General features: G+C 72.2%; 22 protein-coding genes. 15 read left to right on the top strand and 7 right to left on the bottom strand.

The genetic code is table 11. The features are described 5' to 3' along the window. The first annotated feature begins 62 nt into the window (after positions 1-62). From HNR13_RS19860 to HNR13_RS19845, 4 genes are all read left to right on the top strand, one after another. Positions 63-3,089 carry an FAD-binding and (Fe-S)-binding domain-containing protein gene (locus HNR13_RS19860; protein ID WP_179608527.1) on the top strand — a complete coding sequence of 1,009 codons (3,027 nt, stop codon included), beginning with the start codon at positions 63-65 and terminating at the stop codon, positions 3,087-3,089. Positions 3,090-3,328: 239 nt separating this feature from the next. Continuing rightward, positions 3,329-3,592, top strand: a complete 264-nt coding sequence (locus tag HNR13_RS19855) for a DUF1905 domain-containing protein (RefSeq protein ID WP_179608525.1) — start codon at positions 3,329-3,331, stop codon at positions 3,590-3,592. 129 nt (positions 3,593-3,721) lie between these two features. Then, positions 3,722-4,642, top strand: coding sequence for an ABC transporter ATP-binding protein (locus HNR13_RS19850; RefSeq protein ID WP_179608523.1), 921 nt, complete (start codon positions 3,722-3,724; stop codon positions 4,640-4,642). Then, positions 4,639-5,451: an ABC transporter permease gene (locus tag HNR13_RS19845; protein WP_179608522.1), complete on the top strand. Its 813-nt coding sequence runs from the start codon at positions 4,639-4,641 to the stop codon at positions 5,449-5,451. The genes HNR13_RS19850 and HNR13_RS19845 overlap by 4 nt, the downstream gene beginning before the upstream one ends. A 9-nt stretch (positions 5,452-5,460) precedes the next feature. Here HNR13_RS19845 and HNR13_RS19840 read toward each other — a convergent pair whose 3' ends face one another. Together HNR13_RS19840 and HNR13_RS19835 are read right to left on the bottom strand one after the other, a co-directional pair. Then, positions 5,461-6,318 carry a sulfurtransferase gene (locus tag HNR13_RS19840; protein ID WP_179608520.1) on the bottom strand — a complete coding sequence of 286 codons (858 nt, stop codon included), beginning with the start codon at positions 6,316-6,318 and terminating at the stop codon, positions 5,461-5,463. Positions 6,319-6,335: 17 nt separating this feature from the next. After that, entirely contained in the window at positions 6,336-6,494 is a 159-nt protein-coding gene (locus tag HNR13_RS19835; protein WP_179608519.1) for a hypothetical protein, read from the bottom strand. A 49-nt stretch (positions 6,495-6,543) separates the two neighbouring features. Here HNR13_RS19835 and HNR13_RS19830 point away from each other — a divergent pair, with 49 nt between their 5' ends. Beyond that, entirely contained in the window at positions 6,544-7,299 is a 756-nt protein-coding gene (locus HNR13_RS19830) for an AfsR/SARP family transcriptional regulator (protein WP_179608517.1), read from the top strand. 4 nt (positions 7,300-7,303) lie between these two features. Here the strand turns inward: HNR13_RS19830 and HNR13_RS19825 are convergent, their stop codons facing one another. After that, positions 7,304-8,338 carry an NAD-dependent epimerase/dehydratase family protein gene (locus HNR13_RS19825; RefSeq protein ID WP_179608516.1) on the bottom strand — a complete coding sequence of 345 codons (1,035 nt, stop codon included), beginning with the start codon at positions 8,336-8,338 and terminating at the stop codon, positions 7,304-7,306. 134 nt (positions 8,339-8,472) lie between these two features. On the opposite strand from HNR13_RS19825, the gene HNR13_RS19820 reads away from it, so the two are divergent. Next, positions 8,473-9,366, top strand: coding sequence for a helix-turn-helix domain-containing protein (locus HNR13_RS19820; protein WP_179608514.1), 894 nt, complete (start codon positions 8,473-8,475; stop codon positions 9,364-9,366). A 141-nt stretch (positions 9,367-9,507) separates the two neighbouring features. On the opposite strand, the gene HNR13_RS19815 is transcribed toward HNR13_RS19820, so the two are convergent. After that, positions 9,508-9,921: a tautomerase family protein gene (locus HNR13_RS19815; RefSeq protein ID WP_179608512.1), complete on the bottom strand. Its 414-nt coding sequence runs from the start codon at positions 9,919-9,921 to the stop codon at positions 9,508-9,510. Positions 9,922-10,050: 129 nt separating this feature from the next. Between HNR13_RS19815 and iolC the strand changes: the two genes are divergently transcribed. The 7 genes from iolC (at position 10,051) to HNR13_RS19780 (ending at position 18,563) form a co-directional block, all read left to right on the top strand. Further along, the gene (gene iolC, locus HNR13_RS19810) at positions 10,051-11,019 is read left to right on the top strand and encodes a 5-dehydro-2-deoxygluconokinase (protein WP_179608511.1); all 969 of its coding nucleotides are present in this window, start codon (positions 10,051-10,053) and stop codon (positions 11,017-11,019) included. Continuing rightward, on the top strand, positions 11,006-11,926 hold the full coding sequence (locus tag HNR13_RS19805; protein WP_179608509.1) for a class I fructose-bisphosphate aldolase: 921 nt from the start codon (positions 11,006-11,008) through the stop codon (positions 11,924-11,926). Before iolC ends, HNR13_RS19805 begins: the two co-directional genes overlap by 14 nt. Positions 11,927-11,969: 43 nt before the next feature. Then, the gene (locus HNR13_RS19800; RefSeq protein ID WP_179608507.1) at positions 11,970-13,535 is read left to right on the top strand and encodes a CoA-acylating methylmalonate-semialdehyde dehydrogenase; all 1,566 of its coding nucleotides are present in this window, start codon (positions 11,970-11,972) and stop codon (positions 13,533-13,535) included. An 8-nt stretch (positions 13,536-13,543) separates the two neighbouring features. Then, positions 13,544-14,512 (top strand): 5-deoxy-glucuronate isomerase, encoded by a 969-nt coding sequence (gene iolB / locus HNR13_RS19795; RefSeq protein WP_179608505.1) that lies wholly within the window; start codon positions 13,544-13,546, stop codon positions 14,510-14,512. After that, the gene (gene iolD, locus HNR13_RS19790) at positions 14,509-16,437 is read left to right on the top strand and encodes a 3D-(3,5/4)-trihydroxycyclohexane-1,2-dione acylhydrolase (decyclizing) (protein WP_179608503.1); all 1,929 of its coding nucleotides are present in this window, start codon (positions 14,509-14,511) and stop codon (positions 16,435-16,437) included. Before iolB ends, iolD begins: the two co-directional genes overlap by 4 nt. 51 nt (positions 16,438-16,488) lie before the next feature. After that, the gene (locus tag HNR13_RS19785) at positions 16,489-17,433 is read left to right on the top strand and encodes a sugar phosphate isomerase/epimerase family protein (RefSeq protein WP_179608501.1); all 945 of its coding nucleotides are present in this window, start codon (positions 16,489-16,491) and stop codon (positions 17,431-17,433) included. A gap of 104 nt (positions 17,434-17,537) precedes the next feature. Next, on the top strand, positions 17,538-18,563 hold the full coding sequence (locus HNR13_RS19780; protein ID WP_179608499.1) for a Gfo/Idh/MocA family protein: 1,026 nt from the start codon (positions 17,538-17,540) through the stop codon (positions 18,561-18,563). Positions 18,564-18,582: 19 nt separating this feature from the next. Here HNR13_RS19780 and HNR13_RS19775 read toward each other — a convergent pair whose 3' ends face one another. Together HNR13_RS19775 and HNR13_RS19770 are read right to left on the bottom strand one after the other, a co-directional pair. Next, positions 18,583-19,341, bottom strand: a complete 759-nt coding sequence (locus tag HNR13_RS19775) for a GntR family transcriptional regulator (protein WP_179608497.1) — start codon at positions 19,339-19,341, stop codon at positions 18,583-18,585. 84 nt (positions 19,342-19,425) lie between these two features. Continuing rightward, complete coding sequence (locus tag HNR13_RS19770; protein ID WP_179608495.1) at positions 19,426-20,055, bottom strand: LysE family translocator; 630 nt, start codon at positions 20,053-20,055, stop codon at positions 19,426-19,428. A 96-nt stretch (positions 20,056-20,151) separates the two neighbouring features. Between HNR13_RS19770 and HNR13_RS19765 the strand changes: the two genes are divergently transcribed. Beyond that, positions 20,152-20,787 carry a class I SAM-dependent methyltransferase gene (locus tag HNR13_RS19765; RefSeq protein WP_218881276.1) on the top strand — a complete coding sequence of 212 codons (636 nt, stop codon included), beginning with the start codon at positions 20,152-20,154 and terminating at the stop codon, positions 20,785-20,787. Between the two features lie 462 nt (positions 20,788-21,249). Here the strand turns inward: HNR13_RS19765 and HNR13_RS19760 are convergent, their stop codons facing one another. Next, the gene (locus HNR13_RS19760; protein WP_179608493.1) at positions 21,250-21,930 is read right to left on the bottom strand and encodes a TetR/AcrR family transcriptional regulator; all 681 of its coding nucleotides are present in this window, start codon (positions 21,928-21,930) and stop codon (positions 21,250-21,252) included. A 136-nt stretch (positions 21,931-22,066) separates the two neighbouring features. On the opposite strand from HNR13_RS19760, the gene HNR13_RS19755 reads away from it, so the two are divergent. Next, positions 22,067-23,728: an MDR family MFS transporter gene (locus HNR13_RS19755; protein ID WP_179609708.1), complete on the top strand. Its 1,662-nt coding sequence runs from the start codon at positions 22,067-22,069 to the stop codon at positions 23,726-23,728. Positions 23,729-23,740 lie beyond the last annotated feature (12 nt).

Genomic DNA, 23,740 nt, shown 5'->3' with positions numbered 1-23,740 from the left:
TCGCGTCGGGACGACCAGACGTCGGGACGACCAGGCGCCGCGACGAGCGGGGAGGCACGACCATGACCATCACCTCCGGAGGAGTGGACGTCCGCACGCTCGCCGGCGCGCTCGCCGACCGGGTCGACGGGGAGGTCCGGTTCGACGACGGCAGCCGCGCGGCCTACGCCACCGACGCCTCCAACTACCGGCAGGTGCCGATCGGCGTCGTCGTCCCGCGCACGGTTGAGGCCGGCGTGGAGGCCATCGCCGTCTGCCGCGAGTTCGGCGCGCCCCTCCTCAGCCGGGGAGGCGGCACGAGTCTCGCCGGGCAGTGCACCAACCATGGCGTGGTCATCGACTGGAGCAAGTACTGCGACCGGGTGGTCTCGCTCGACGTGGACGCGCGCGTGGCAGTGGTCGAGCCCGGCATCGTGCTGGACGACCTGAACGCGGTCCTCGCGCCGCACGGGCTGCAGTTCGGCCCGAAGCCGGCCACCCACTCGCACTGCACGCTCGGCGGAATGATCGGCAACAACTCGTGCGGCTCCAGCGCGCAGGCCTACGGCAAGACGGACGACAACGTCCGTCGGCTGGAGGTGCTGACCTACGAGGGCGACCGGTTCTGGGCTGGGCCGACCTCCACCGAGGAGTTCGAGCGCATCCAGCGCGCCGGCGGCCGGGTCGCCGAGCTGTACACCGCCCTGCGCGACCTCGCCGAGGAGGACGGCGACCTGATCCGCGAGCGCTACCCGCGCATCCCTCGGCGCGTCTCGGGCTACAACCTCGACGCGCTGCTGCCGGAGGCGGGCTTCGACGTGGCGAAGGCGCTGGTCGGCTCCGAGTCCACCCTGGTCACCGTGCTGCACGCCGAGCTCGACCTGGTGCCGGTGCCCGCGGCGCGCACCTTCCTGGTGCTCGGCTTCCCGAGCATCGAGGACGCCGCCGACGCCGCCCCCACGATCGCCGAGCACGGCCCGCTGACCATCGAGGGCCTGGACAGCGTCCTGGTGGACGACCAGAAGACCAAGCGGCAGAACGTGGAGGCGCTGCACCTGCTCCCGGAGGGCGGCGGCTGGCTGGTCTGCGAGTTCGGCGGCGACAGCAAGGAGGAGTCCGACGCGAAGGCGCAGCGGACGGTCGCCGCGCTCCGCGAGCGCGACGTCGTCCCGGACGACCGCGCGTTCGACGATCCGGCGCACCAGAAGGAGATCCTGGAGGTGCGCGAGGCCGGCCTCGGCGCGACCGCGTGGATCCCCGGCCGGCCCGACACGTGGGAGGGCTGGGAGGACGCCGCCGTCCCCCCGGAGCGGCTCGGCGCCTACCTGCGCGACTTCGGCGCGCTCCTCGACGAGTTCGGCTACGAGAACGTCTCCCGGTACGGCCACTTCGGCCATGGCTGCGTGCACTGCCGCATCCCCTTCGACCTCGTCACCGAGGAGGGGATCGCGCACTACCGCGCGTTCATCGGCCGCGGCGCCGAGCTGGTCGCCCGCTACGGCGGCTCGCTGTCGGGGGAGCACGGCGACGGCCAGTCCCGCGCGGCCCTGTTCCCCGTCATGTTCGGCGACGAGGTCGTCCGGCTGTTCGAGCGGTTCAAAGCGCTGTTCGACCCGCTCGACCGGATGAATCCGGGCAAGCTGGTGCGCCCCTACCTGCCGACCGAGAACCTGCGCCTCGGCGCCGGCTACGGACCGAAGGTCGACGTCGAACTGCACTTCTCCTACCCGAAGGACCGCGGCCGGTTCGACCGCGCCGCCCTGCGCTGCGTGGGCGTCGGCAACTGCCGCAGCCACAGCGGCAACGTCATGTGCCCGTCGTTCCGCGCGACGAACGAGGAGGAGCACTCCACCCGCGGCCGGTCGCGCCTGCTGTTCGAGATGCTGGAGGGCCAGTACCGGGAGAGCCCGATCGAGGACGGCTGGCGCTCGACCGAGGTGCGCGACGCGCTCGACCTGTGCCTGTCGTGCAAGGGTTGCAAGACCGACTGCCCGGTGAACGTCGACATGGCGACCTACAAGGCGGAGTTCCTCTCGCACCACTACGCGGGGAGGCTGCGCCCCGCCGCGCACTACACGATGGGCTGGCTGCCGGTCTGGGCCCGGCTGGCGAGCGTCGCGCCGACGCTGGTCAACCGGCTCGCGCGCGTCCCCGGCGTCTCCCGCGCCGCGAAGCGCCTGGGCGGGGTGGAGCCCGACCGGCCGGTCCCGCGGTTCGCGCCGCAGCGCTTCACCGACTGGTTCGCCGCCCGGCCGCCCGCGCCTCCGGCGCCGCTGGGCGACGTGATGATCTGGCCGGACACCTTCACCGACAACTTCCACCCCTCCATCGGGCGCGCCGCCGTCGCCGTGCTGGAGGACGCCGGCTATCGCGTCGTGCTGCCGCCCGGGCACCTCTGCTGCGGCCTGACCTGGATCTCGACAGGGCAGCTCGCGACGGCGTCCCGGATGCTCGCGCACACGGCGGCGGCGCTCGCCGCGGCGCTGGGCGACGGCGTGCCGCTGGTGGGGCTGGAGCCGAGCTGCCTCGCCGTGTTCCGCTCCGACGCGCCGGAGCTGCTGCCGGACGACGCGAACGTGGCCGCGGTCGCCGAGCGGGCGACCTCCTTCGCCGAGCTGCTGCTGCGGACCCCCGAGTGGTCGCCTCCGCACGTCGGCGGCTCGGCGGTCGTGCAGCCGCACTGCCACCAGCACGCCGTGGGCGGCTTCGGCGCCGACCAGGCCCTCCTCGACGCGGCCGGCGTCGAGACCACCACCGTGGAGGGCTGCTGCGGCCTGGCCGGCAACTTCGGGTTCGAGGCCGGGCACCTCGACGTGTCGGCGGCGGCTGCCGAGCACGCGCTGCTGCCGGCCATCCGTTCCGCCGGGGCGGACGCCCGCGTGATCGCGGACGGGTTCAGCTGCCGCACGCAGGTGGAGCAGTTGGGCGGCACCGCCGGGCTGACCGAGACCTCCCGGCCGCTGCACCTCGCCGAGGTCCTGGCCCTGCGGCTCGGGGCGCGCCGCGGCGTGCCCGCGCGAGTGGACCGGCCCGGCCGGGTCGCGGAGCGCGTCCCCGCCGTCGCCGTCGAGCGCGCGCTCGCCTCGGACCGGGTCCGGCAGCGCTCCTGATCGCACGTCGTCCGAAGGCGGGGACGAGGTCCCGAACACTCGTCCCCGCCGCTGGTCTCCCGCCCGTCACGGCGAGCAAGCCCGGGTGGCGACCGCTGCCCTTCGGGTCAGCGCTGTCACGTCAGCGCAAGTGTTGTCCGATTCGCGCAGAAAGTCGATGCCTTGCCGACGATTTCGGCTAGCATCGTCGGCACCCGCACCAGCCCCTTCATCCGCCGAGCCGAGCCGCTGGAGGTCCGATGACCGTCTTCCGCACCGTCCTGGAGTCGACCGGCGGCAACAACGTCGCGATCGTCGTCCCGGAGGAGGTCGTGCTCGGCTTCGGCCGCGGCAAGCGCGTGCCCGTCATCGTGACGATCGACGGCGGCTACACCTACCCGAACACCATCGGAGTGCTGGGCGGCCGGTACCTCGTCTCGTTCAACGCGGCGACCCGCAAGGCCACCGGCCGCGGAGCGGGCGACGAGGTCGAGGTCGAGCTGGTGGCCGACCCCGACCGCTGAGCTCCGCCCCGCCGCCCGCCGTCCCCAGCCATCGCTTCCTCACTTCCTCTCGCGACACGCCGCGCCCGAGCGGGAGGAAGTGAGGAAGAGATGGCTGCGCGCGGGAGCAGCGCGCGGCATGATGGGCGCATGAGCTCACGTCCTCCCGCCGTGGTCGTGCGCGGCCTCCGCAAGTCGTACGGGTCGTTCGAGGCCCTGCGCGGTGTCGACTTCGAGATCGCCGACGGGGAGACGTTCGCGCTGCTCGGGCCCAACGGCGCGGGGAAGAGCACGACCATCGAGATCCTGGAGGGCTACCGCGACCGGTCCGGCGGCGAGGCGAGCGTGCTCGGCGTCGACCCCGGCAAGGCGGGGACGGCGTGGAAGGCGCGGCTCGGGATCGTGCTGCAGTCGGGCGCCGAGGCCGCGAACGTGACCGTGCGCGAGCAGCTCACCCAGTTCGCGCGGTACTACCCGCGCAGCCGCGACGTCGAGGAGGTCATCGCTGCGGTCGGGCTGGAGGAGAAGGCGAAGGTCCGCATCCGCAACCTCTCCGGCGGCCAGCGCCGGCGGCTGGACGTCGCGCTCGGCGTGATCGGGCGTCCCGAGCTGCTGTTCCTGGACGAGCCGACCACCGGGTTCGACCCGGAGGCGCGGCGGCAGTTCTGGGAGCTGGTCCGCACGCTGAAACGGGAGGGCACGACCATCCTGCTCACCACCCACTACCTGGACGAGGCCGCGCAGCTCAGCGACCGGGCCGCGGTGATCGCGCACGGCGCCCTGCTCGACATCGGGGCGGTGGACGCGATCGGCGGTCAGGCGGCGCGCGTACCGATCGTCCGCTGGCGGGACGCGACCGGCGCGCCGCACGAGGAGCGCACGGACACCCCGGGCGCGCTCGTCGCCCGGCTGTCCGCGGAGGCCGGCGGTGAGCCACGCGACCTGGAGGTGATCCGCCCGAGCCTGGAGGACATCTACCTCGGCCTGGTGCGGGAGGCCGACGAGCGGGCGGCCACGGCGAGCGGAGCCGGCGCCCGGGGCGCGGCGTCCGGCGAGGAGGTGGCGGCATGACCTCGGTCGCCCTGGGCTGGGCCAGGATCCGCTACGAGGTGCTCGTGTACTTCCGCCAGGCGGACACGATCTTCTTCACATTCCTCTTCCCGGTGGTCATGCTCGGGATCTTCTCCGTCGCCTTCCAGGGCCTCGGCAAGGTCGGCGCCGCCCCGGACGGCAGCGGCGGCATCAGCCAGGCCGCCTACTACCTGCCCGGGATGATCGCCGCCGGCATCCTGCTGAGCGGGGTGCAGAACCTGGCCGTCGACATCGCCATGGAGAAGAGCGACGGGACCCTGAAACGCCTGGGCGGCACGCCGCTGCCGGTGGTCTCCTACTTCCTCGGCAAGATGGGCCAGGTCATCGCGACGAGCATCCTGCAGATCGGGCTCCTGCTGTTCGTCGCCCGGGTGCTCTTCGGGGTGGCGCTGCCGACCGACCCGCAGTCCTGGCTGCGCTTCGCCTGGATCTACGCGCTCGGCATCGTGACCTCCGCGGTGCTGGGTATCGCGCTGTCGGCGGTTCCGCGCACGGGCAAGAGCGCGACGGCGGTGATCATCCCGATCGTGCTGGTGCTGCAGTTCATCTCCGGCGTCTACCTGGCGTTCAACCTGCTGCCGACCTGGCTGCAGAACATCGCCAGCCTGTTCCCGCTCAAGTGGATCGCGCAGGGGATGCGGAGCGTGTTCCTGCCCGCGAGCTTCGAGGCGGCGGAGCCGAGCGGCAGCTGGCAGCTCGGCTGGATCGCCGTGGTGCTCCTGATCTGGCTGGTCGCCGGGCTGATCGCCTGCCGGCTGTCCTTCCGGTGGATCCGGAAGGACAGCTAGTCCGGTCGCTCACTCGATCGGCGTGTCCGTCTCGTGCCCCCACTCCGCCCACGAGCCGTCGTAGACGCGCGCGTTCGCGTGCCCGAGCAGGTACCGCAGCACGAACCACTCCGCCGCGCCGCGGTTGCCGATCGTGCAGTAGGTGATGACGTCCGCGTCCGGGTCGACCGACGCGAACATGCCCGCCAGGGTGTCGCGGTCGCGGAACCGGCCGCGCTCGTCGAACACGCCGGCGGCATCCACGTTCACCGCCGACGGGACGTGACCCGTGCGGCCACCCGGCTCCGGGGTCCCGGACGGCCAGAAGCGCTCGCCGGTGTACTCGGCGGCGCTGCGGGCGTCCACGATCGTCGTGCCGGGGCGTCCGATCGCCGCGCGCACGTCGGCGGCGGTGGCCCGGATCGAGTCGTCCGGAGCGGGCAGCGGATACCGGGAGGGCGTCACCTCGGGCGTCTCGGTCGTGAAGGGCCGGCCGGCCTCCTGCCAGACCGCGCGGGAGGTGTCGAGGATGCGCACATCCCTGTGCCGGTACAGCTTCAGGAGCCAGAACGCGAGCGACGGAGCGTAGCCGTAGAGCACGACGGTCGTGTCGGGCGTGATGCCCGAGCGTTCGAACAGCGCCCGGATCGCGTCGTCGCCGACCGGCCGGTAGTCCGGGCGTTTGAAGTCGGCGTACGGGTTCCAGAGCACGGCGCCCGGGAGGTGGCCGGACGTGTACGCGGTGGCGTTCACATCCACCTCGATGACGCGGACGCCGGGGTCCGCGAGATGGGATTCGAGCCAGTCCGGCCCAACGACGGGGACGGGGTCGAGGGGCGCAGCGGCGCGCACATCGCGCGCGGCCGCTCTTGTGGTGGTGGAGCTCATGGTGGCCTCCTTACGGCTCACTCCAACTGGATCCAGCCGAGCAGGTCCTCCCGCGCGACTGCCTGGAAGAGGGCAGGATGGTCGGCCTCCAGGTGGGCGCTGATGTCGTCGACGACCGCGGCGTCGGTCTCGCCGCGGGCGATGTAGCCGCATTCGCACCGGATGATCCTGGTCATCTCGTCCTCCCTCATAGTTCTACGCACGGCCCGTTGGCAGAATGTTGGCATGACGTTGGCGTCCGGTGGAGTGCGGGTGCAGCTCTGCGGGACCCTGCACCTCGAGCGCGCAGGCGAGCGGCTGGAGGACGGCCTCCCCGGCCGCCAGGGACGCCTGCTGTTCGCCTACCTCGTGCTCAACCGGCACCGCCCCTGCACGCGGGAGGAGCTGGCCGAGGCGGTCTGGCCCGGCGCGGTCGCCGTCCACGGAGCGGGGCTGAACCCGCTGGTGTCCAAGCTGCGGCGGCTCCTCGGCGTCGACGCCCTGGAGGGACGGTCGGCCCTGCGGCTGGAGCTGGGGGAGGACGCCCACGTGGATGTCGAGTGGGCCGAGCAGGCCGTCCACCGCGCCGAGTCGCAGGTCGCCCTCGGGCACTGGGCGGCGGCGTGGGGTCCCGCGATCGGCGCGATGCTGGTGGCCCAGCGGGACTTCCTGCCCGGCGAGGACGCCGGCTGGATCGAGGAGGAGCGCCGCGCGCTCGGCGACATCCTCGTGCGCGCTCTGGAGGCCTACGGGGTCGCGACCCTGGAGATGGGCGGCACCGAGCTTCCCGCAGCCGTGCGCGTCGGGCGCCGGCTGGTGACGATCGCGCCGCTGCGTGAGACCGGCTACCAGGTGCTCATGCGGGCGCTGCAGCGGCAGGGCGATGTCGGGGCCGCCGTCGCGGTGTACGGCGAGCTCCGTTCGCTGCTGCGGGACGAGCTCGGTGTCTCGCCGAGCCCGGCCACGCAGCAGCTCTACGCGTCGCTGCTCGCGGAGCCGTAAGCGGTCAGTCCGCCAGCCCCTTCGCGAGCATGCTCTCGGCGGCGGCGGTGACCGCCTCCTGCCACGGCCGCGGGGCGAAGCCGAGCACGCGCCGCGCCTTCTCGCTGGACACCTTCTTCCGGTAGCCGAGCTCGGCCGCCATCGGCCGCATCCCCGGGTTCGCCTCGGCGGCGGCCCGCACCGCCGCGTCGGGGAGCAGCGCCGTCGACGGGGGCACGCGGCTCGCGCGCTCGCCGAGTTCGTCGCGCAGCACCGCTCCGACCTCCGCGAGCGGCACGGCGTCCTCCTGGGCCGCGAGCAGGAAGCGTTCGCCCGCCGCACCCTCCGCGGTGAGCGCCGCGACGTGCGCCGCCGCGACATCCCGCACGTCCACGAACGGGACGGCGAAGTCCGGATACGCGGGCAGCTCTCCCGTGAGCACGCGCCGCACCAGGTGGTTCGCCCCCGACATCCCGGTGCCGATCAGCGGTCCGACGACCGCGACCGGGAGCATCGTGACCAGCTCGGTGCGGCCGTCGCCGACCAGCTCCCACGCCGCCCGCTCCGCGAGCACCTTACTGCGCCCGTAGGCGTCCATCCCCGGACCGTCGAGAGGCGACCAGTCCGCCTCCGTGAACGCGCGGTCGAGCGGCGGATGCCCGAACCCGACGGCGTGGAAGGCGGACGTGAGCACGACGCGCCGCACTCCCGCGTCCCGGGCGGCGCGGAGCACCCGCAGCGTGCCCGCCCGCGCCGGCACGATCACGTCGTCCTCGTCCGCCACCGGCCCGAGGTGCACCGGGGAAGCGACATGGAGGACCGCATCGACGCCCGTCACGGCCTCGGCCCAGCCGGCGTCGTCCAGGAGGTCGGCAGCGACGAACTGCAGCGCGTCGCCGTTCGTCATCCCGGCTTCCAGAAGGGCTGCGCGCGCGGCGTCCTCGCGGTCGAGCGAGCGGATGGTGGCGCGGACCTCGTGGCCGCTGCCGAGGAGCCGGAGGATGATGTGCCCGGCGATGAAGCCGGAGCCGCCGGTGACGAGGATGCGCTGGTCGGCCATGCTCGGGTCCTTTCGGTTGGTGGGGTGCTGACCTTTCGATGCTTCCCCAGCCCGTCGGAGGCAGCCAGCCCCTGTCCACACTGGTAGTGGGAGGGACAGCCGGGACGGCGCCGGGCCCGCGTAGCGTGGACCGCATGAACGTGCAGTCGGAGGGCCCGGGCAACCTGCTGGGGGAGTTCCTGCGCGCCCGCCGCGAGCTGGTCTCGCCGGAGAGCGTCGGGATCCCCGTGCTCGGCACGCGCCGGGTCGCCGGCCTGCGCCGCGAGGAGGTCGCGATGCTGTCCGGCATCAGCGCCGAGTACTACCTCCGGCTGGAGCAGGGGCGCGACCGCAACCCGTCCGGGCAGGTGCTGCGCTCGATCGCGCGCGTGCTGCAGCTCGACGACGAGGCGACGGCGTACCTGCTCGGCCTGCCGGAAAGCGACCGCGCGCCGCGGCGCCCGCGCCGCCCGCGGGCGGAGACGCTCCCCGAGAGCCTGGCCGCTCTCGTGCCGCAGCTCCCGTTTCCGGCGTTCGTGGAGGGCCGGTACCTGGACGTCCTCGCCGCCAACTCCCTCGCCACTGCGCTGTCACCGCGGCTGGTGCCCGGCCGCAACCGGATGCGCGACGTCTTCCTCGATCCGGCCGAGCAGGCGCTGTTCCCCGACTGGGAGGCCGCGTCCGCCGTGCTCATCGCCGGCTTCCGCCGCTCGGTCGGCGCCGACGCGGACGACGCGCGCGTGGTCGAGCTGGTCGGGGAGCTGTCGATCGCGAGCCCGACCTTCCGCCGGCTGTGGAGCAGGCACGACGTCCGCGAACGCCAGGGCGCGACCTTCGCCTTCCGGCATCCCCAAGTCGGGCCGGTCACCGTGCACCGCGAGAAGCTGCAGGTCACCGGGACCGACGGGATCGTCCTCGTGCTCTACCACGCCGCGACCGAGGCGGACGCGGAGAAGCTGCCACTGCTCGGCGCGCTGGCCGGCACAGCCGACACGGCGGACACGGCGGACACGACGCAGGAGACGACGACGGAGCGCTCGACAGCGTAAGGTGGGGGAGGTCCGGGGGGACTCGCCTATCGGGGCGACTTGTCTGGTTCGATTTCCAGAGTCCTCCACCACGTCGTCATCGCGCCCCACCCGCAACGTTCCCTGCCCTGAGCGCCGGGACGGCCGAGCCTCATGGGACGGTCACGCGGCCGACGCGCTCGGGACCGCGAGTTCTCCGGTGAGGTACTGCGACCGGCCGAAGCCGAAGGACCAGTCCTCCGGGCCGTTCTCGACATAGCCGATGAAGACGTCCTCCCCGGCCACCCCGACCGCTGCGAGCTGTCGCGCGATCTCGGCGAACAGGGCCTGCTTGGCCTCCGCCGCCCGACCGCGCTGCGTGAAGATCTGGATGACCACGACGCCGTCGGTGCGGTCGAAGCCGAGCCCGGCGTCCTCCGCGATGATCGATCCGGCCGGCCGCTCCGCGATGATCTGGAAGCGGTCGCGCACGGGGATGCGGTACTCGCTCACGATCGCGGCGTGGACGGCGTCGGCGATGGCGCGGACGGCGGCGGGCGTGCGGCCCTCCTGCAGTTCGATGCGGACGAGGGGCATGGGGTCCTCCGGTGGTTCAGGACGAATGATCCCTTCCATAGTGGCAGAAAGCTTGTCAGTTTGATAGAACATACGGTGTAGGCTGTGATCAGCGAGCACAGCACAGGCCCGACGAAGGAGTTCCACGACATGACCGAGCAGGGGCAGCCGTTCGACCTGATCACCATCGGGCGCATCGGTGTCGACATCTACCCGCTGCAAGACGGCGTGGGCCTGGAGGATGTCGAGACCTTCGGCAAGTTCCTCGGCGGCAGCGCGACCAACGTGTCGATCGCCGCAGCCCGGCACGGCCTCCGCTCGGCGGTGGTCACGGCCGTGGGCGACGACCCGTTCGGGCGTTACGCGCATCGCGAGCTGCGCCGGCTCGGCGTCGACGACCGGTTCGTCGGCACGGTCGGCACTCTCAAGACACCGGTGACGTTCTGCGAGATCTTCCCGCCGGACGACTTCCCGCTGTACTTCTACCGCGACCCGCTCGCGCCCGATCTCGCGATCACCGCGAAGGACCTCGACCTCGACGCGATCAGCCGGGCCCGCATCTACTGGTCGACGGTCACCGGACTCTCCCGCGACCCCAGCCGCACCGCGCACCACGTGGCGTGGGAGGCGCGGGGCCGCAGGCCGCTCACCGTCCTGGACCTCGACTACCGGCCGATGTTCTGGTCGAGCGGCGCCGCGGCGACGGCCGAGGTCGAGCGCGCCCTGGGCCATGTCACGGTCGCCGTCGGCAACCGCGAGGAGTGCGAGATCGCTGTCGGCGAGACCGAGCCCCGGCGGGCGGCGGACGCCTTGCTGGAGCGCGGCGTCGAGCTGGCCGTCGTCAAGCAGGGCCCGCGCGGCGTCCTCGCCAAGACGCGCGAGGAGACCGTGGAGGTGCCCCCGTACCTCGTGGAGGTCGTCAACGGCCTCGGCGCCGGCGACGGCTTCGGCGGCGCGCTCTGCTACGGGCTGCTGCAGGACTGGTCGCTGGAGCGGGTCATCCGCTTCGCCAACATCGCCGGAGCGATCGTGGCCACGCGCCGCGAGTGCTCCACCGCCATGCCGACGACCGCCGAGGTCGAATCCGTGCTGAAGGAGCTCCAGAATGTCCACAGCTGACCTGATCGCCGGCAGCGCTCCGATCATCGACCCGGCCGCCTTCGAGCGGCTCCGCGCCCGCCGCCACGCCAGCCCCGACGACGTCGCGACCGTGCTCGCCGCCCGCAGCCGCCGCCCACTGGTGCGCGACGACGGCCGGCTCTTCATCGTCGCGGCCGACCACCCGGCCCGCGGCGCGCTCGGCGTCGGCGACGACCCGATCGCGATGGCCGACCGCTACGACCTGCTGCAGCGGCTCGCGCTCGCGCTGTCCCGCCCGGGGGTGGACGGCGTGCTCGGCACCCCCGACATCATCGAGGACCTGGCTCTGCTCGGAGCCCTCGACGACAAGATCGCCGTGGGCTCGATGAACCGCGGCGGCCTCCGCGGCGCCGTCTTCGAGATGGACGACCGCTACACCGCCTACGACGTCGACGCGATGGTGCACGACGGCGTCGACGCGGCCAAGCTGCTCGTCCGCGTCAACCTGGAGGACGCGGGCACGGCGCGCACGCTGGAGGCCACGGCGAACGCGGTCACGGCGGCGGCGAGGGCGCGCCTCCCGATCCTGCTCGAGCCGTTCATGAGCCGCTGGGACGACGGCCGCATCGTCAACGACCTGACGACCGCTGCCGTCATCCAGTCCGTCGCCATCGCGTCGGGGCTGGGCGCCTCGTCCGCCTACACCTGGCTCAAGCTCCCTGTCGTCCCCGAGATGGAGCGGGTGATGGCGGCGACCACGCTGCCCACCCTCCTGCTCGGCGGCGACACCGACGCCGCGCCGGAGGAGACCTTCGCGTCGTGGGAGGCCGCGCTGGCGCTCCCGGGCGTGCACGGTCTCGTCGTCGGGCGTACGCTCCTCTACCCGAAGGACGGGGACGTCGGCCGCGCCGTCGACATCGCCGCCGCCCTCGTCCACGGCCGCTGATCCGGCCCGCTCACCGCACGCAGTACCGCGAAGGAACACGATCATGACCAGCACCGACACCACTGCCGCCCCCGTCGCCGCGGGCGAGCTGCCGACGATCCCGCACTGGATCGACGGGGCCGAGCACCCGTCCACGAGCGGTCGCACCGCTCCCGTCTTCAACCCCGCGCTCGGCGTCGCCACCAAGCGGGTCGCGCTCGCGGACCAGGCCGAGATCGACGCGGCCATCGCCTCCGCCCAGCGCGGCTTCGAGGAGTGGGGGCAGTACTCGATCGCCAGACGGCAGTCGGTGCTGTTCGCGTTCCGCGAGCTGCTGAACGCCCGCAAGGGCGAGCTGGCCGCGATCATCACGGAGGAGCACGGCAAGGTGCTCTCCGACGCGATGGGCGAGATCCTGCGCGGGCAGGAGGTCGTGGAGCTGGCCACCGGGTTCCCGCACCTCATCACAGGCGCCTACTCGGAGAACGCCTCGACCGGCATCGACGTGTACTCGCTCAAGCAGCCGCTCGGTGTCGTCGGAATCATCTCGCCGTTCAACTTCCCGGCGATGGTGCCGATGTGGTTCTTCCCCATCGCCATCGCGGCGGGCAACGCCGTGGTCCTCAAGCCGTCCGAGAAGGACCCGTCCGCCGCGCTCTGGCTGGCCGCGCTCTGGAAGGAGGCCGGCCTGCCCGACGGCGTCTTCACCGTGTTGCAGGGCGACAAGCTCGCCGTCGACGGCCTGCTGAACAGCCCGGTCGTCCAGTCGATCTCCTTCGTCGGCTCCACGCCGATCGCCCAGTACATCTACGAGACCGCGTCGAAGAACGGCAAGCGCGTGCAGGCGCTCGGCGGCGCCAAGAACCACATGCTCGTGCTGCCCGACGCCGACCTCGACCTCGTCGCCGATCAGGCGGTCAACGCCGGCTACGGCGCCGCGGGCGAGCGCTGCATGGCCGTCTCGGTCGTGCTCGCGGTGGAGCCCGTAGCCGACGACCTGATCGCCAAGATCACCGAGCGCATCGGGAGGCTCCGCATCGGCGACGGCGCGGGCGACGCGCAGGGCGAGCCCGACATGGGCCCGCTGATCACCGGCGAGCACCGCGCCAAGGTGTCCGGCTACGTCGACATCGCCGAGGCCGACGGCGCGGACATCGTGGTCGACGGCCGCGGGTTCACGGTCGAGGGCCACGAGGACGGCTTCTTCTTCGGGCCGACCCTCATCGACAACATCCCGATCACCTCCGCCGCCTACCGCGAGGAGATCTTCGGCCCGGTGCTGTCCGTGGTGCGCGTGCAGACCTTCCAGGAGGGCCTGGACCTCATCAACTCCGGCCGGTTCGGCAACGGCACCGCGATCTTCACCAACGACGGCGGCGCTGCCCGGCGCTTCCAGACCGAGGTGCAGGTCGGCATGATCGGCATCAACGTGCCCATCCCCGTCCCCGTCGCGTACCACTCGTTCGGTGGCTGGAAGGCGTCCCTGTTCGGCGACGCCAAGGCGTACGGCGTGCACGGCTTCGACTTCTTCACCCGGGAGAAGGCGATCACCAGCCGCTGGCTCGATCCGGCAACGCGCCATCAGTCGGACAATCGCGGCATCGACCTCGGCTTCCCGCAGAACAGCTGAGGCCCCGCATGGCACAGCACAACGAATGGTTCTTCCCGCGCGGCGCGCTGAGTGACCGCTGGTGGGAGTCCGTCGTGGACGACTCCCTCGACGGGTGGCAGCACACCGGCCTGCGGGTCGCGGAGCTCGCCGGCAACGCGGTCGAACTGGAGGCGGGCGATGTCGAGCGCATCGTCGTGCCGCTCGCCGGCTCGTTCTCGGTCGCGCACGAGGGGGAGACGACCCATCTCGCCGGTCGCTCCAGCGTCTTCGACGGGCCGACCGATGTGCTCTACGTGGGAGCCGGCAGCGGCCTGTCGATCAGCGGGTTCGGCCGGGTAGCGGTCGCGGAGGCGCCGACCAGCGTCCGCAAGCCGTCGGCGTACATCGCGCAGAGCGAGGTGCCGGTCGAATTGCGTGGAGCCGGTCGCGACACCCGGCAGGTGCACAACTTCGGCACCCCCGGTGCGCTGGATGCCGCAGCCCTGATCGTCTGCGAGGTCATCACGCCGGCCGGCAACTGGTCGTCGCATCCCGCGCACAAGCACGACGAGGACCTCCCCGGCCACGAGTCCCGGCTCGAGGAGATCTACTACTTCGAGGCCGCACCGGTCCGCGGCGCGAGCGCGCCGCCGACAGCGGACGCCTTCGGCACCTTCGCCACCTACCGCTCGGCGGCCGGAGACATCGAGACCAGCGCGCTCGTGCGCACGGGCGACATCGCCCTGGTGCCGTTCGGCTACCACGGCCCTGCGGTCGCTGCGCCCGAGTACGACCTCTACTACCTCAACGTCATGGCCGGCCCCGGCGAGGAGCGCGCCTGGCTGATCAGCGACGACCCGCGCCAGGCCTGGCTGCGGTCCACCTGGGAGGGCGTGGAGACGGACCCGCGCCTGCCCTATGCGACCAGGGCCGAGACGAACACCGCCGCGACGAACACCGCCGCGATAACCACCGCCACCGAGACCACCCCCAGCGCCGAAGGAGCCGCCCGATGACGACCCGCAGGATGACGGTGGCCCAGGCGCTCGTCGAGTTCCTCGCCAACCAGTGGACCGTCGACGGCGACGCGCGCGAACGCACCATCCCGGGGATGCTCGGGATCTTCGGGCACGGCAACGTCGCCGGCCTGGGCCAGGCGCTCGCGCAGGCGAACGCGCAAGAGCCGACCCTGATGCCCTACTACCAGGCGCGCAACGAGCAGGCGATGGTCCACCAGGCGGTCGGCTTCGCGCGCATCCACCGTCGCAGGGCCACGCTCGCCTCGACCGCGTCGGTCGGACCGGGCGCCGCCAATCTGATCACCGGCGCCGCCCTCGCCACGGCCAACCGGCTCCCGGCGCTGCTGCTACCGTCCGACACCTTCGCGACCCGGGTCGCGGACCCGGTCCTCCAGCAGCTGGAGCACCCGCACGACCTCGGCCTCCAGGTGACCGACGCGTTCCGCCCGGTGTCGCGCTTCTTCGACCGTGTGCAGCGGCCGGAGCAGCTGTTCTCGATCGCGCTGGCCGCGATGCGCGTGCTGACCGACCCGGCCGAGACCGGCGCGGTGACCATCGCGCTCCCGGAGGACGTCCAGGCCGAGGCGCTGGACGTGCCGGAGGAGTTCCTGGCCCCGCGCGAGTGGCATGTCCGCCGTCCCCCCGCAGAGGGCTGGGCGCTGGCCGCTGCGGTCGAGGCGATCCGCAGCGCGCAGCGCCCGGTGATCGTCGCCGGCGGCGGCGTCCTGTACTCGGGTGCGGAGGATGTCCTGCGGGCGTTCGTGCAGGCCACCGGCATCCCCGTCGGCACGACACAGGCGGGTGGCGGCTCGCTCAAGTGGGACCACCCGCAGTACCTGGGCGGCGTCGGCGCGACCGGCACCACCGCCGCGAACCGGATCACGGGACAGGCCGACGTCGTCCTCGGCGTGGGCACCCGGTACAGCGACTTCACCACCGCCAGCCGCACCGTCTTCCAGAACCCGGACGTGCGGTTCGTGAACCTCAACATCGCCCCGTTCGACGCCTACAAGCACGGTTCGCAGCTCCCGCTGATCGCGGACGCGCGGGAGGCGCTCACCGCGCTGGCGGAGGCCCTGGCGGGGCACCGCGTGACCGCCGGGTACGCGACCTGGATCGCCGAGGAGAAGGCGGAGTGGGACGCGACCGCCGACCGGGCGCTCGCTCCGGCAGAGACGGAGGCCCCCGGCCAGGCGGCCCTCCTCGGGCAGCCGGCCCTCATCGGTGCCGTCCAGCGCGCCTCCGACCCGCGCGACGTCGTCGTCCAGGCGGCCGGCTCGCTCCCCGGCGACCTCCACAAGCTGTGGCGCGTGCGCGACCCGCTCGGCTACCACGTCGAGTACGCGTTCTCCTGCATGGGCTACGAAATCGCCGGCGGTCTGGGCGTCAAGCGCGGCCTGGAGGCCCTCGGCGACGACCGTGACGTCATCGTCCTGGTCGGCGACGGCTCGTACCTGATGCTGCACACCGAGCTCGCGACCGCGGTCGCGGAGGACATCAAGATCGTCGTGGTGCTCATCCAGAACCACGGGTACGCCTCCATCGGCCACCTCTCCGAGACGGTCGGGTCGCAGCGCTATGGCACCCGCTACCGGTACCGGGACGCGGCCGAGCTGAACTTCGAGCGCGGCGACTTCCTGCCCGTCGATCTCGCCGCCAACGCCCGCAGCTTCGGCATCGACGTGATCGAGGTCGCGCCGGGCCCGGACGCGGCAGCGCGGCTCGAGGACGCCGTGCGCACGGCGAAGGCGAGCAGCACCTCCACGCTCATCCACATCGACTCCGACCCGTTCGTGTACGCACCGGACGGCGAGGGCTGGTGGGAGGTTCCGGTCGCGGAGGTCTCCGACATGGAGAGCACGCGGACCGCCCGCAGCGCCTACCTCGAGCAGCGGCAGCGGCAGCGGCAGCTCCTCGGCTGAGCAGACCGAACAGAACCGCACCATACCGAACCGACCATCGAAGGGGACTCGATGACCGCCACCGCCACCTCGCATCGCCCGGCCGGAGCCCACACCTCCGGACTCCGCATCGGCACGGCTCCCGACTCCTGGGGAGTCTGGTTCCCGGACGATCCGCGGCAGATCCCATGGGACCGCTTCCTCGACGAGGTGCAGGCCGCCGGCTACCACTGGATCGAGCTCGGTCCCTATGGCTACCTGCCGACCGACCCGGCGCAGCTGCTCGACGAACTCGCGAAGCGCGACCTGCGGATCAGCGGCGGCACCGTGTTCACCGGCTTCCACAAGGGGGCCGAGCAGTGGGACCGCGCGGCCGAGCAGGTCGAGAAGGTCGCCGCGCTGACCCGGGCGGTCGGCGGCGAGCACATCGTCGTCATCCCCGACCTGTGGCGATCGGACGCCACCGGGGAGGCGCTGGAGCCGCGCACGCTGACCGATGAGCAGTGGGCCGCGCTGGCGGCCGGGCACGACCGCCTCGGTCGTATGCTCCTCGAGGAATACGGCCTCCGCCAGCAGTTCCACTCGCACGCCGACTCGCACGTCGGCACCCACCGGGAGGTCGAGCGCCTGCTGGCCGAGACGGATCCGCGCTACCTGAACCTGTGCCTCGACACCGGCCACCTCGCCTACTACGGCGGCGACAGTGTGAAGATGATCCACGACCACCCGGAGCGCATCGGGTATCTGCACCTCAAGCAGATCGACCCCGAACTGCGCTTCGAGGTGCTGAAGAACGATGTCCCCTTCGCCGACGCGGCCATCGACGTCATGGTGGAGCCTCCGGCCGGGATCCCCGACTTCGCACCGATCATCGAGGCGGTCGCCGCCATCGACCCGGAGACGTTCGCGATCGTCGAGCAGGACATGCCCGGCATCGACATCGACGTCCCCCTGGGGATCGCCACCCGCACCCGGGAGCACATCTTCGGGTGCTCGCCGCTGACCCGCACGCGCTGACCCGCACGCGCTGACCCGCGGGCGCTGACCCGCACCCCGCCTGACCCGCGCGCCGACCCTCCGACGCCGACACCTCCACCACGCAGAGAAACGAGCCAGACCGCATGACCAGCACCAACCAGGACCTCCGCGTCGGCGTCGTCGGCGCCGGGCAGATGGGCGCCGACCACATCCAGCGCATCACCCGCACGATCAGCGGCGCGACCGTGTCGGCCATCGTCGAGCCCGACGCCGGCCGGGCGGCAGCCGCCGCGGCGGCCGCGCCGGGCGCGCAGCCGTTCGCGAGCATCGAGGACGCGATCGACGCGGCGGCGCTCGACGCGGTGATCATCGCGACCCCCGGCCCGTTCCACGAGCCGGTGCTCCTGCCGGCGCTGGAGGCCCGGCTGCCCATCCTGTGCGAGAAGCCGCTCACCCCCGACAGTGCGTCGTCGCTGCGCATCCTGGAGCGGGAGCAGCAGCTCGACCGGCCGCACATCCAGCTCGGCTTCATGCGCCGGTTCGACGACGAGTACCGTGCGCTGCGCGAGCTCATCGCCGGCGGCGACGCGGGGGAGCTGCTGATGCTGCGCGGCGTGCATCGCAACCCGTCGGTCCCGGACAGCTACACGCAGTCGATGCTCATCACCGACTCGGTCGTGCACGAGTTCGACGTCATGCCGTGGCTCGCCGGCTCGCCCATCCGCAGCGTCGAAGTCAAGTATCCGCGCCGCAACGGCCTCGCGCCCGAGCGGCTCCGCGAGCCGATCCTGGTGCTCATCGAGCTGGAGAACGGCGTGCTCGTGGACGTGGAGATGAACGTCAGCGTGCGGTTCGGCTACCAGGTCGGCACGGAGGCGGTTCTCCAGACCGGCATCGCCCGCATCGGCCAGCCCGCGGGACTGCAGCGCTGGTCGGACGCCGCGTTCTCGATCGCGGAGCACACGACGTTCAAGACCCGGTTCGCCCGCGCCTACGACGCGCAGGTCCAGGCCTGGGTGGACGCGGTCCGCGACGGCTCGCTGGTCGCCGGCCCGAACGCGTGGGACGGCTACCTCGTCGCGCTCGCCTGCGAGGCCGGCGTGCGGGCGCTCGACGAGTCCGGCCCCGTCCCGGTCGAGTCGGCCGCGCGTCCCGCGTTCTACGCCTGATGTCGGCCCGTCGCGGAGGTCAGCGGTCGACGAGCGTGAGCTCGAACGAGTAGAGGTCGGGCCGGTACACGTGCCGCCCGAACTCCACCGCCCGGCCGGAGTTGTCGAAGGCGGTGCGGGACATGGTGAGCAGCGGCGAACCGCGCCGGATCTCCAGGAGGTCGGCCTCGTTCGCGTTCGCGGCGCGGGCGCCGATCCGCTGGTTGGCGACCCGGATGGCGACCCCGCGCGCCTTCAGCAGCTGGTACAGGCCGCGCGACTCGAGCTCTTCCCGGGTGATGCCGATGAAGTCCTCCGGCAGCGTGTTCTCGAGGATCGCCAGCGGGACGCCGTCCGCCGACCTCAGCCGGGTGAGCTCCAGCACCGGGTTCCCGATCGGTACGCCGAGCTCGCGCGCCGCGGTCTCGTCCGCGATCCCGATCTCGTAGGAGATGACGCGGGTCGTCGGCGTCTGCCCGGACTGGCCGAGGTCCTCGTAGAGGCTGGTCAGCTCGACGTTGCGGGTCACCCGGCCGTGGACGACCTGGGTGCCGATGCCGCGGCGACGGACCAGGAGGCCCTTGTCGACGAGCTCCTGCAGCGCGCGGCGGATGGTCGGACGCGACAGCCCGAGCCGGTTGCCGAGCGAGATCTCGTTCTCGAGGCGCGATCCCGGCGGCACCGTCTCGGAGCGGATGGCCGCCTCCAGCGCGGTGGCGAGCTGGTAGTAGAGCGGCACCGGGCTCGACTTGTCGAGGCTGTCGAACAGGTCCACGGGAAGCGGGTACTCGGCTTGCATCCGTGCCCTCCACAGCTTGGTGTAAATGTCAGAACAACCGTACACCAGTGGATGCTTGTCAGCCCTGTGGACCGGGGCTCGGCGTCACTCCGCGGCGCTGAGGGCGATGGTCCCGATGCCGAGGGCGGCCAGGATCGCCGCGGAGATCCGCTCCAGCGCCCTCGTCACGGACGGCTTCTTGAGCCAGGCCACGGCGCGCGAGGCGAGCAGCGCGACAACGCAGAGATAGGCGGACCCCACCGCGGCGTCGATCCCGCCGAGCAGGAGGGTGTTGCCGATGGCGTGGCCGTCCCGCGGGACGAACTGCGGCGCGATCGCGACGAAGAAGAGGCCGACCTTCGGGTTCATCAGCGTGGACAGCATCCCCGCGAGGAAGCCGGAGCGGAGCGTCGTGGTGCGCACCTGCCCCTCCGGCCCGTGCGCGGCCTTCCGCCGGCTCGCGATGAGCGCGGCGACGCCGAGGTAGAGGAGGTAGAGGCCGCCCGCGATCTTGACGACCCGGTAGATCTCGGCGGACTGCTCCAGCAGTGCGGCCAGCCCCAGCGCGACGGCCAGCGCCCAGAGCATCGAGCCCACGGCGGACCCCGCCGACGCCGAGAGGCCGGCGCCCGGACGGGCCAGGCTGTAGCGGAGCACGAGGAAGGTGTCGGGGCCGGGCGTCACCGCCAGGATCGCGCACAGGCCCGCGAAGGCGAGGAGGGCAGGGGCTGTCATGGAGCAAGTGTAGAGGGGCGTAGGCTCCCGCCATGACCGACGATCTGCTCGCCGCCGTGCGCGCCCGCTTCGACGGCCGAGTACGACGAGAGCGCGATGCACCGGGAGCTGGCCGCTGCGGTCGCGGCCTTCGCCGACCTCGACGGCGTGCACGACGTCCTCGACGTCGCCACCGGGACCGGGCTGGTCCTGCGCGCGCTGGCGTCACGCGACCGTGCGCTGCAGCTGACCGGCATCGACCTGTCCGGCGGGATGCTGGCGGTCGCCCGCGCCGCGCTCCCGGAGGCCGAGTTGGTCGAGGCCGACGCCACGGTCCTCCCGTTCGGCGACGACGCGTTCGACCTGGTCACCTGCGCGACGGGGGTGCACCTGTTCCCGGACGCCGACGCCGCGATCGCGGAGTGGGCGCGTGTGCTCCGGCCCGGAGGCCGCGTGGTCACCGCCACCTTCGGCGAGATCGACCCGTCCCAGCACGGCGGCCGCCCGGACGGGGCCGTCGCCCCGGGCGCCGCCCGCGCGGCCGGCCACGGCGCCGGCCACCCCGGAGCCGGCCGCCACGGGGCCGGCCACCACGGGGCCGAGCCCCCGCCCTACCCGACGCACCACGAGCGCTTCCGCACCCCCGAACTCCTCGCCGCGGCGGTCGCCCCCGCCGGCCTCCACCTCGCCCGCCACGCCTGGTGGACCCACGGCGACGACCGCATCCTCCTCGCCGACCTCCGCCTCGCCTGACCCGCCCGCCCCGCGAACAACGGAGGACCCGCGCCCTCCCTCCGCCCCGATCTCCTCCGCTGACTGCGTTCCAGGCACTCCCGCCCCCGGATCTCCTCCGCTACCTCCGCGCCCGCCCGGGGTTGCCCACGCGTGCGCAACGGAGGACCCGCGCCCTCCGTCCGCCCGGATCTCCTCCGTTGACTGCGTTCCGGCCGCTCGCGCCCCCGGATCTCCTCCGCTACCTCCGCGCCCGCACGGGGGTTGCCCACGCGTGTGCAACGGAGGACCCGCGCCCTCCGTCCGCCCCGATCTCCTCCGTTGACTGCGTTCCGGCCGCCCGCACCCTCGGATCTCCTCCGCTACCCCCGCGCCCGCACGGGGGTTGCCCACGCGTGTGCAACGGAGGACCCGCGCCCTCCCTCCGCCCGGATCTCCTCCGTTGACTGCGTTCCAGGCACTCCCGTCCCCGGATCTCCTCCGCTACCTCCGCGCCAGCCCTGCGAGCGACCGGGCGATCACCACGGCCCGTGCCGACACCTCGTCCGGCGTCCCGGTCGCGCCGGCCTCCGCCCACTCGCGCACCGCGATCCGGACCGCTCCGATGCACGCGACCACGAGCAGTTCGGCCTGCGCCTCCACCGGCACGTCGGCCGTGGAGTCCACGGAGCCCGCGGAGTCGGCGGCGTCAGCCCGCTCGATCAGTTCCGCGACCGCCGCGACCACGCCGTGCCGGAGGTCGTCCAGCCGGCGCACCTTCCGCTGGATCAGCCCCGGGTTGCGTGACGCGATCAGCATGCGCGCCTCGTGCAGCGCCGGGTCGGCGGTGTCGGCGGGGAGGGCGCGGAACAGCGTCTGGATGACGGCTGCGACCACGCTCCCGTCGTACGCCTCCTGCAGGCGCGCAGCCACCAGCGAACGGTCGCCCCAGGCACGGCGGACGCCGAACAGCGCGTCCTCCTTGCTGTCGAAGTAGTTGAAGAACGTCCGGTGGGATACCGGGACGCGCGCGCAGATGTCGTCCACGGTGACGTCATCCAGGTCCCGCGCGAGGACGAGCTCGACGGCGGCGCGCTCCAGGTCGGCGCGGGTCTGCGCCTTCTTGCGCTCCCGCAGGCCGGGCTCGGGCGCGGCCGCTTCGGGGATGGTCGGAAAATTTTGCATGCTCGGAAATTTTACATCAATGCAGATTGTTAGTTGACTGTGGTCCACTAATTATATATGGTTGCTCATTGTCAACCAACTGCGAAGGAATCACATGTCCACTGTCACCACGAGGGAGGACGCCCCCGCCTCGGCCATGTCGCACCGGCAGGTGCTCGAATCCCTGTCCGGGCTCCTGCTCGGCATGTTCGTCTCGATCCTCGCCGGAACGGTCGTCTCGACCTCCCTGCCGCGCATCATCTCGGAGCTCGGCGGCAACCAGACCGCGTTCACCTGGGTCGTCACCAGCACGCTGCTCGCCACCACGGTCTCGACGCCGATCTGGGGCAAGCTCGCGGACCTGCTGAACCGCAAGATCCTCATCCAGTCCGCGCTCGTGCTGTTCGTGCTCGGCTCCGCGCTCGCCGGCTTCTCGCAGAACACCGACATGCTCATCGGCTTCCGCGTGGTGCAGGGCCTCGGCGCCGGCGGCCTGACCGCGCTGAGCCAGATCATCATGGCCGACATCATCAGCCCCCGCGACCGCGGCCGGTACATGGGCCTGTTCGGCGGCATCATGGCTGTCGGCACGGTCGGCGGGCCGCTCATCGGCGGCCTCCTCACCGACTCCGTCGGGTGGCGCTGGAACTTCTTCGTCGGCGTCCCCGTCGCGATCGTCGCGATCATCCTGCTGCAGGTCACCCTCAAGCTCCCGAAGCGCCCGGCCCGCAAGGTCCGCATCGACTACCTGGGCGCGATCTTCCTCGCCGGCGGCATCTCGCTGCTGCTCATCTGGGTGACGATGGCCGGCTCGCAGTTCGACTGGTGGAGCGCGCAGACCTTCTGGATGGTCGGCGGGTCGGTCGCGCTGCTGGCCGCGACGGTGATCACCGAGCTCGTGGTGAAGGAGCCGATCATCCCGCTGGCGATGTTCAAGAACCGCACCTTCACGCTCGCGGTCATCGCGTCCATTTCGGTGGGTGTGGCGATGTTCGGCACCTCGGTCTTCCTCGGCCAATACATGCAGCTCGCCCGCGGCGCGACCCCGACCGAGTCGGGACTGCTGACCCTCCCGATGATCGTCGGCCTGCTGCTCTCGTCCACCATCGTCGGTAACCTGATCAGCCGGTTCGGCAAGTGGAAGGCGTTCATGGTCACCGGCGCGGTGCTGCTGACCATCGGCCTCTACCTGATGAGCACGATCGAGTACGACACGAACTACGTGCTGGTCTCGCTCTACATGCTCGTGCTCGGCGCGGGCGTCGGCATGGTCATGCAGAACCTGGTGCTCATCGTGCAGAACACGGTGCGCCCGGAGCAGCTGGGAGCGGCGAGCTCCAACGTCGCGTTCTTCCGCAGCCTCGGCGGCACCATCGGCGTCTCGGTGATGGGCAGCCTCCTCGGCACGAAGGTCACCGACCTGATGGCCGACCGGCAGCACGACCTCCAGGTCGCCATCGCCAAGCTCGGCCAGAAGGGGCTGGAGGTCGCGCAGTCGCTGCAGAGCGGCACCCTCCCGGAGGTGGGCAAGCTGCCGGTCGGCATCCGGACCATCATCGAGGCGGTCTACGGCCAGGCGGTCGCGGACATCTTCCTGGTGGCGGTGCCGCTGGCGATCGTGACGATCATCGCGATCCTCCTGCTGCCGAACGCCAAGCTCGGCACCAAGACCGCGATCCAGCAGCTGGACGAGAACACGGCGGCTGCCGCCGCTCCGGAGTCGGCCGCCGAGCAGGCCGAGGAGACGGTCGTGGAGGTCGCGGAGGCCCTGATCGGAGCCCCGGCGACCGGGTCGATCGGCACTCAGGAACGGCGCTGACGGGACGCGTTA

The sequence above is a fragment of the Leifsonia shinshuensis genome (assembly GCF_013410375.1).
Lineage (GTDB): Bacteria > Actinomycetota > Actinomycetes > Actinomycetales > Microbacteriaceae > Leifsonia > Leifsonia shinshuensis.
Note: the sequence above shows the minus strand (reverse complement) of the source record. Positions and strands in the feature narration are given on the sequence as shown.

Excerpts from the sequence above, each read along its gene's own strand:
- HNR13_RS19860 (WP_179608527.1), top strand. The coding sequence starts at position 63 with ATGACCATCACCTCCGGAGGAGTGGACGTCCGCACGCTCGCCGGCGCG.
- HNR13_RS19855 (WP_179608525.1), top strand. The coding sequence starts at position 3,329 with ATGACCGTCTTCCGCACCGTCCTGGAGTCGACCGGCGGCAACAACGTC.
- HNR13_RS19850 (WP_179608523.1), top strand. The coding sequence starts at position 3,722 with ATGAGCTCACGTCCTCCCGCCGTGGTCGTGCGCGGCCTCCGCAAGTCG.
- HNR13_RS19845 (WP_179608522.1), top strand. The coding sequence starts at position 4,639 with ATGACCTCGGTCGCCCTGGGCTGGGCCAGGATCCGCTACGAGGTGCTC.
- HNR13_RS19840 (WP_179608520.1), bottom strand. The coding sequence starts at position 6,318 with ATGAGCTCCACCACCACAAGAGCGGCCGCGCGCGATGTGCGCGCCGCT.
- HNR13_RS19835 (WP_179608519.1), bottom strand. The coding sequence starts at position 6,494 with ATGACCAGGATCATCCGGTGCGAATGCGGCTACATCGCCCGCGGCGAG.
- HNR13_RS19830 (WP_179608517.1), top strand. The coding sequence starts at position 6,544 with ATGACGTTGGCGTCCGGTGGAGTGCGGGTGCAGCTCTGCGGGACCCTG.
- HNR13_RS19825 (WP_179608516.1), bottom strand. The coding sequence starts at position 8,338 with ATGGCCGACCAGCGCATCCTCGTCACCGGCGGCTCCGGCTTCATCGCC.
- HNR13_RS19820 (WP_179608514.1), top strand. The coding sequence starts at position 8,473 with ATGAACGTGCAGTCGGAGGGCCCGGGCAACCTGCTGGGGGAGTTCCTG.
- HNR13_RS19815 (WP_179608512.1), bottom strand. The coding sequence starts at position 9,921 with ATGCCCCTCGTCCGCATCGAACTGCAGGAGGGCCGCACGCCCGCCGCC.
- iolC (WP_179608511.1), top strand. The coding sequence starts at position 10,051 with ATGACCGAGCAGGGGCAGCCGTTCGACCTGATCACCATCGGGCGCATC.
- HNR13_RS19805 (WP_179608509.1), top strand. The coding sequence starts at position 11,006 with ATGTCCACAGCTGACCTGATCGCCGGCAGCGCTCCGATCATCGACCCG.
- HNR13_RS19800 (WP_179608507.1), top strand. The coding sequence starts at position 11,970 with ATGACCAGCACCGACACCACTGCCGCCCCCGTCGCCGCGGGCGAGCTG.
- iolB (WP_179608505.1), top strand. The coding sequence starts at position 13,544 with ATGGCACAGCACAACGAATGGTTCTTCCCGCGCGGCGCGCTGAGTGAC.
- iolD (WP_179608503.1), top strand. The coding sequence starts at position 14,509 with ATGACGACCCGCAGGATGACGGTGGCCCAGGCGCTCGTCGAGTTCCTC.
- HNR13_RS19785 (WP_179608501.1), top strand. The coding sequence starts at position 16,489 with ATGACCGCCACCGCCACCTCGCATCGCCCGGCCGGAGCCCACACCTCC.
- HNR13_RS19780 (WP_179608499.1), top strand. The coding sequence starts at position 17,538 with ATGACCAGCACCAACCAGGACCTCCGCGTCGGCGTCGTCGGCGCCGGG.
- HNR13_RS19775 (WP_179608497.1), bottom strand. The coding sequence starts at position 19,341 with ATGCAAGCCGAGTACCCGCTTCCCGTGGACCTGTTCGACAGCCTCGAC.
- HNR13_RS19770 (WP_179608495.1), bottom strand. The coding sequence starts at position 20,055 with ATGACAGCCCCTGCCCTCCTCGCCTTCGCGGGCCTGTGCGCGATCCTG.
- HNR13_RS19765 (WP_218881276.1), top strand. The coding sequence starts at position 20,152 with ATGCACCGGGAGCTGGCCGCTGCGGTCGCGGCCTTCGCCGACCTCGAC.
- HNR13_RS19760 (WP_179608493.1), bottom strand. The coding sequence starts at position 21,930 with ATGCAAAATTTTCCGACCATCCCCGAAGCGGCCGCGCCCGAGCCCGGC.
- HNR13_RS19755 (WP_179609708.1), top strand. The coding sequence starts at position 22,067 with ATGTCGCACCGGCAGGTGCTCGAATCCCTGTCCGGGCTCCTGCTCGGC.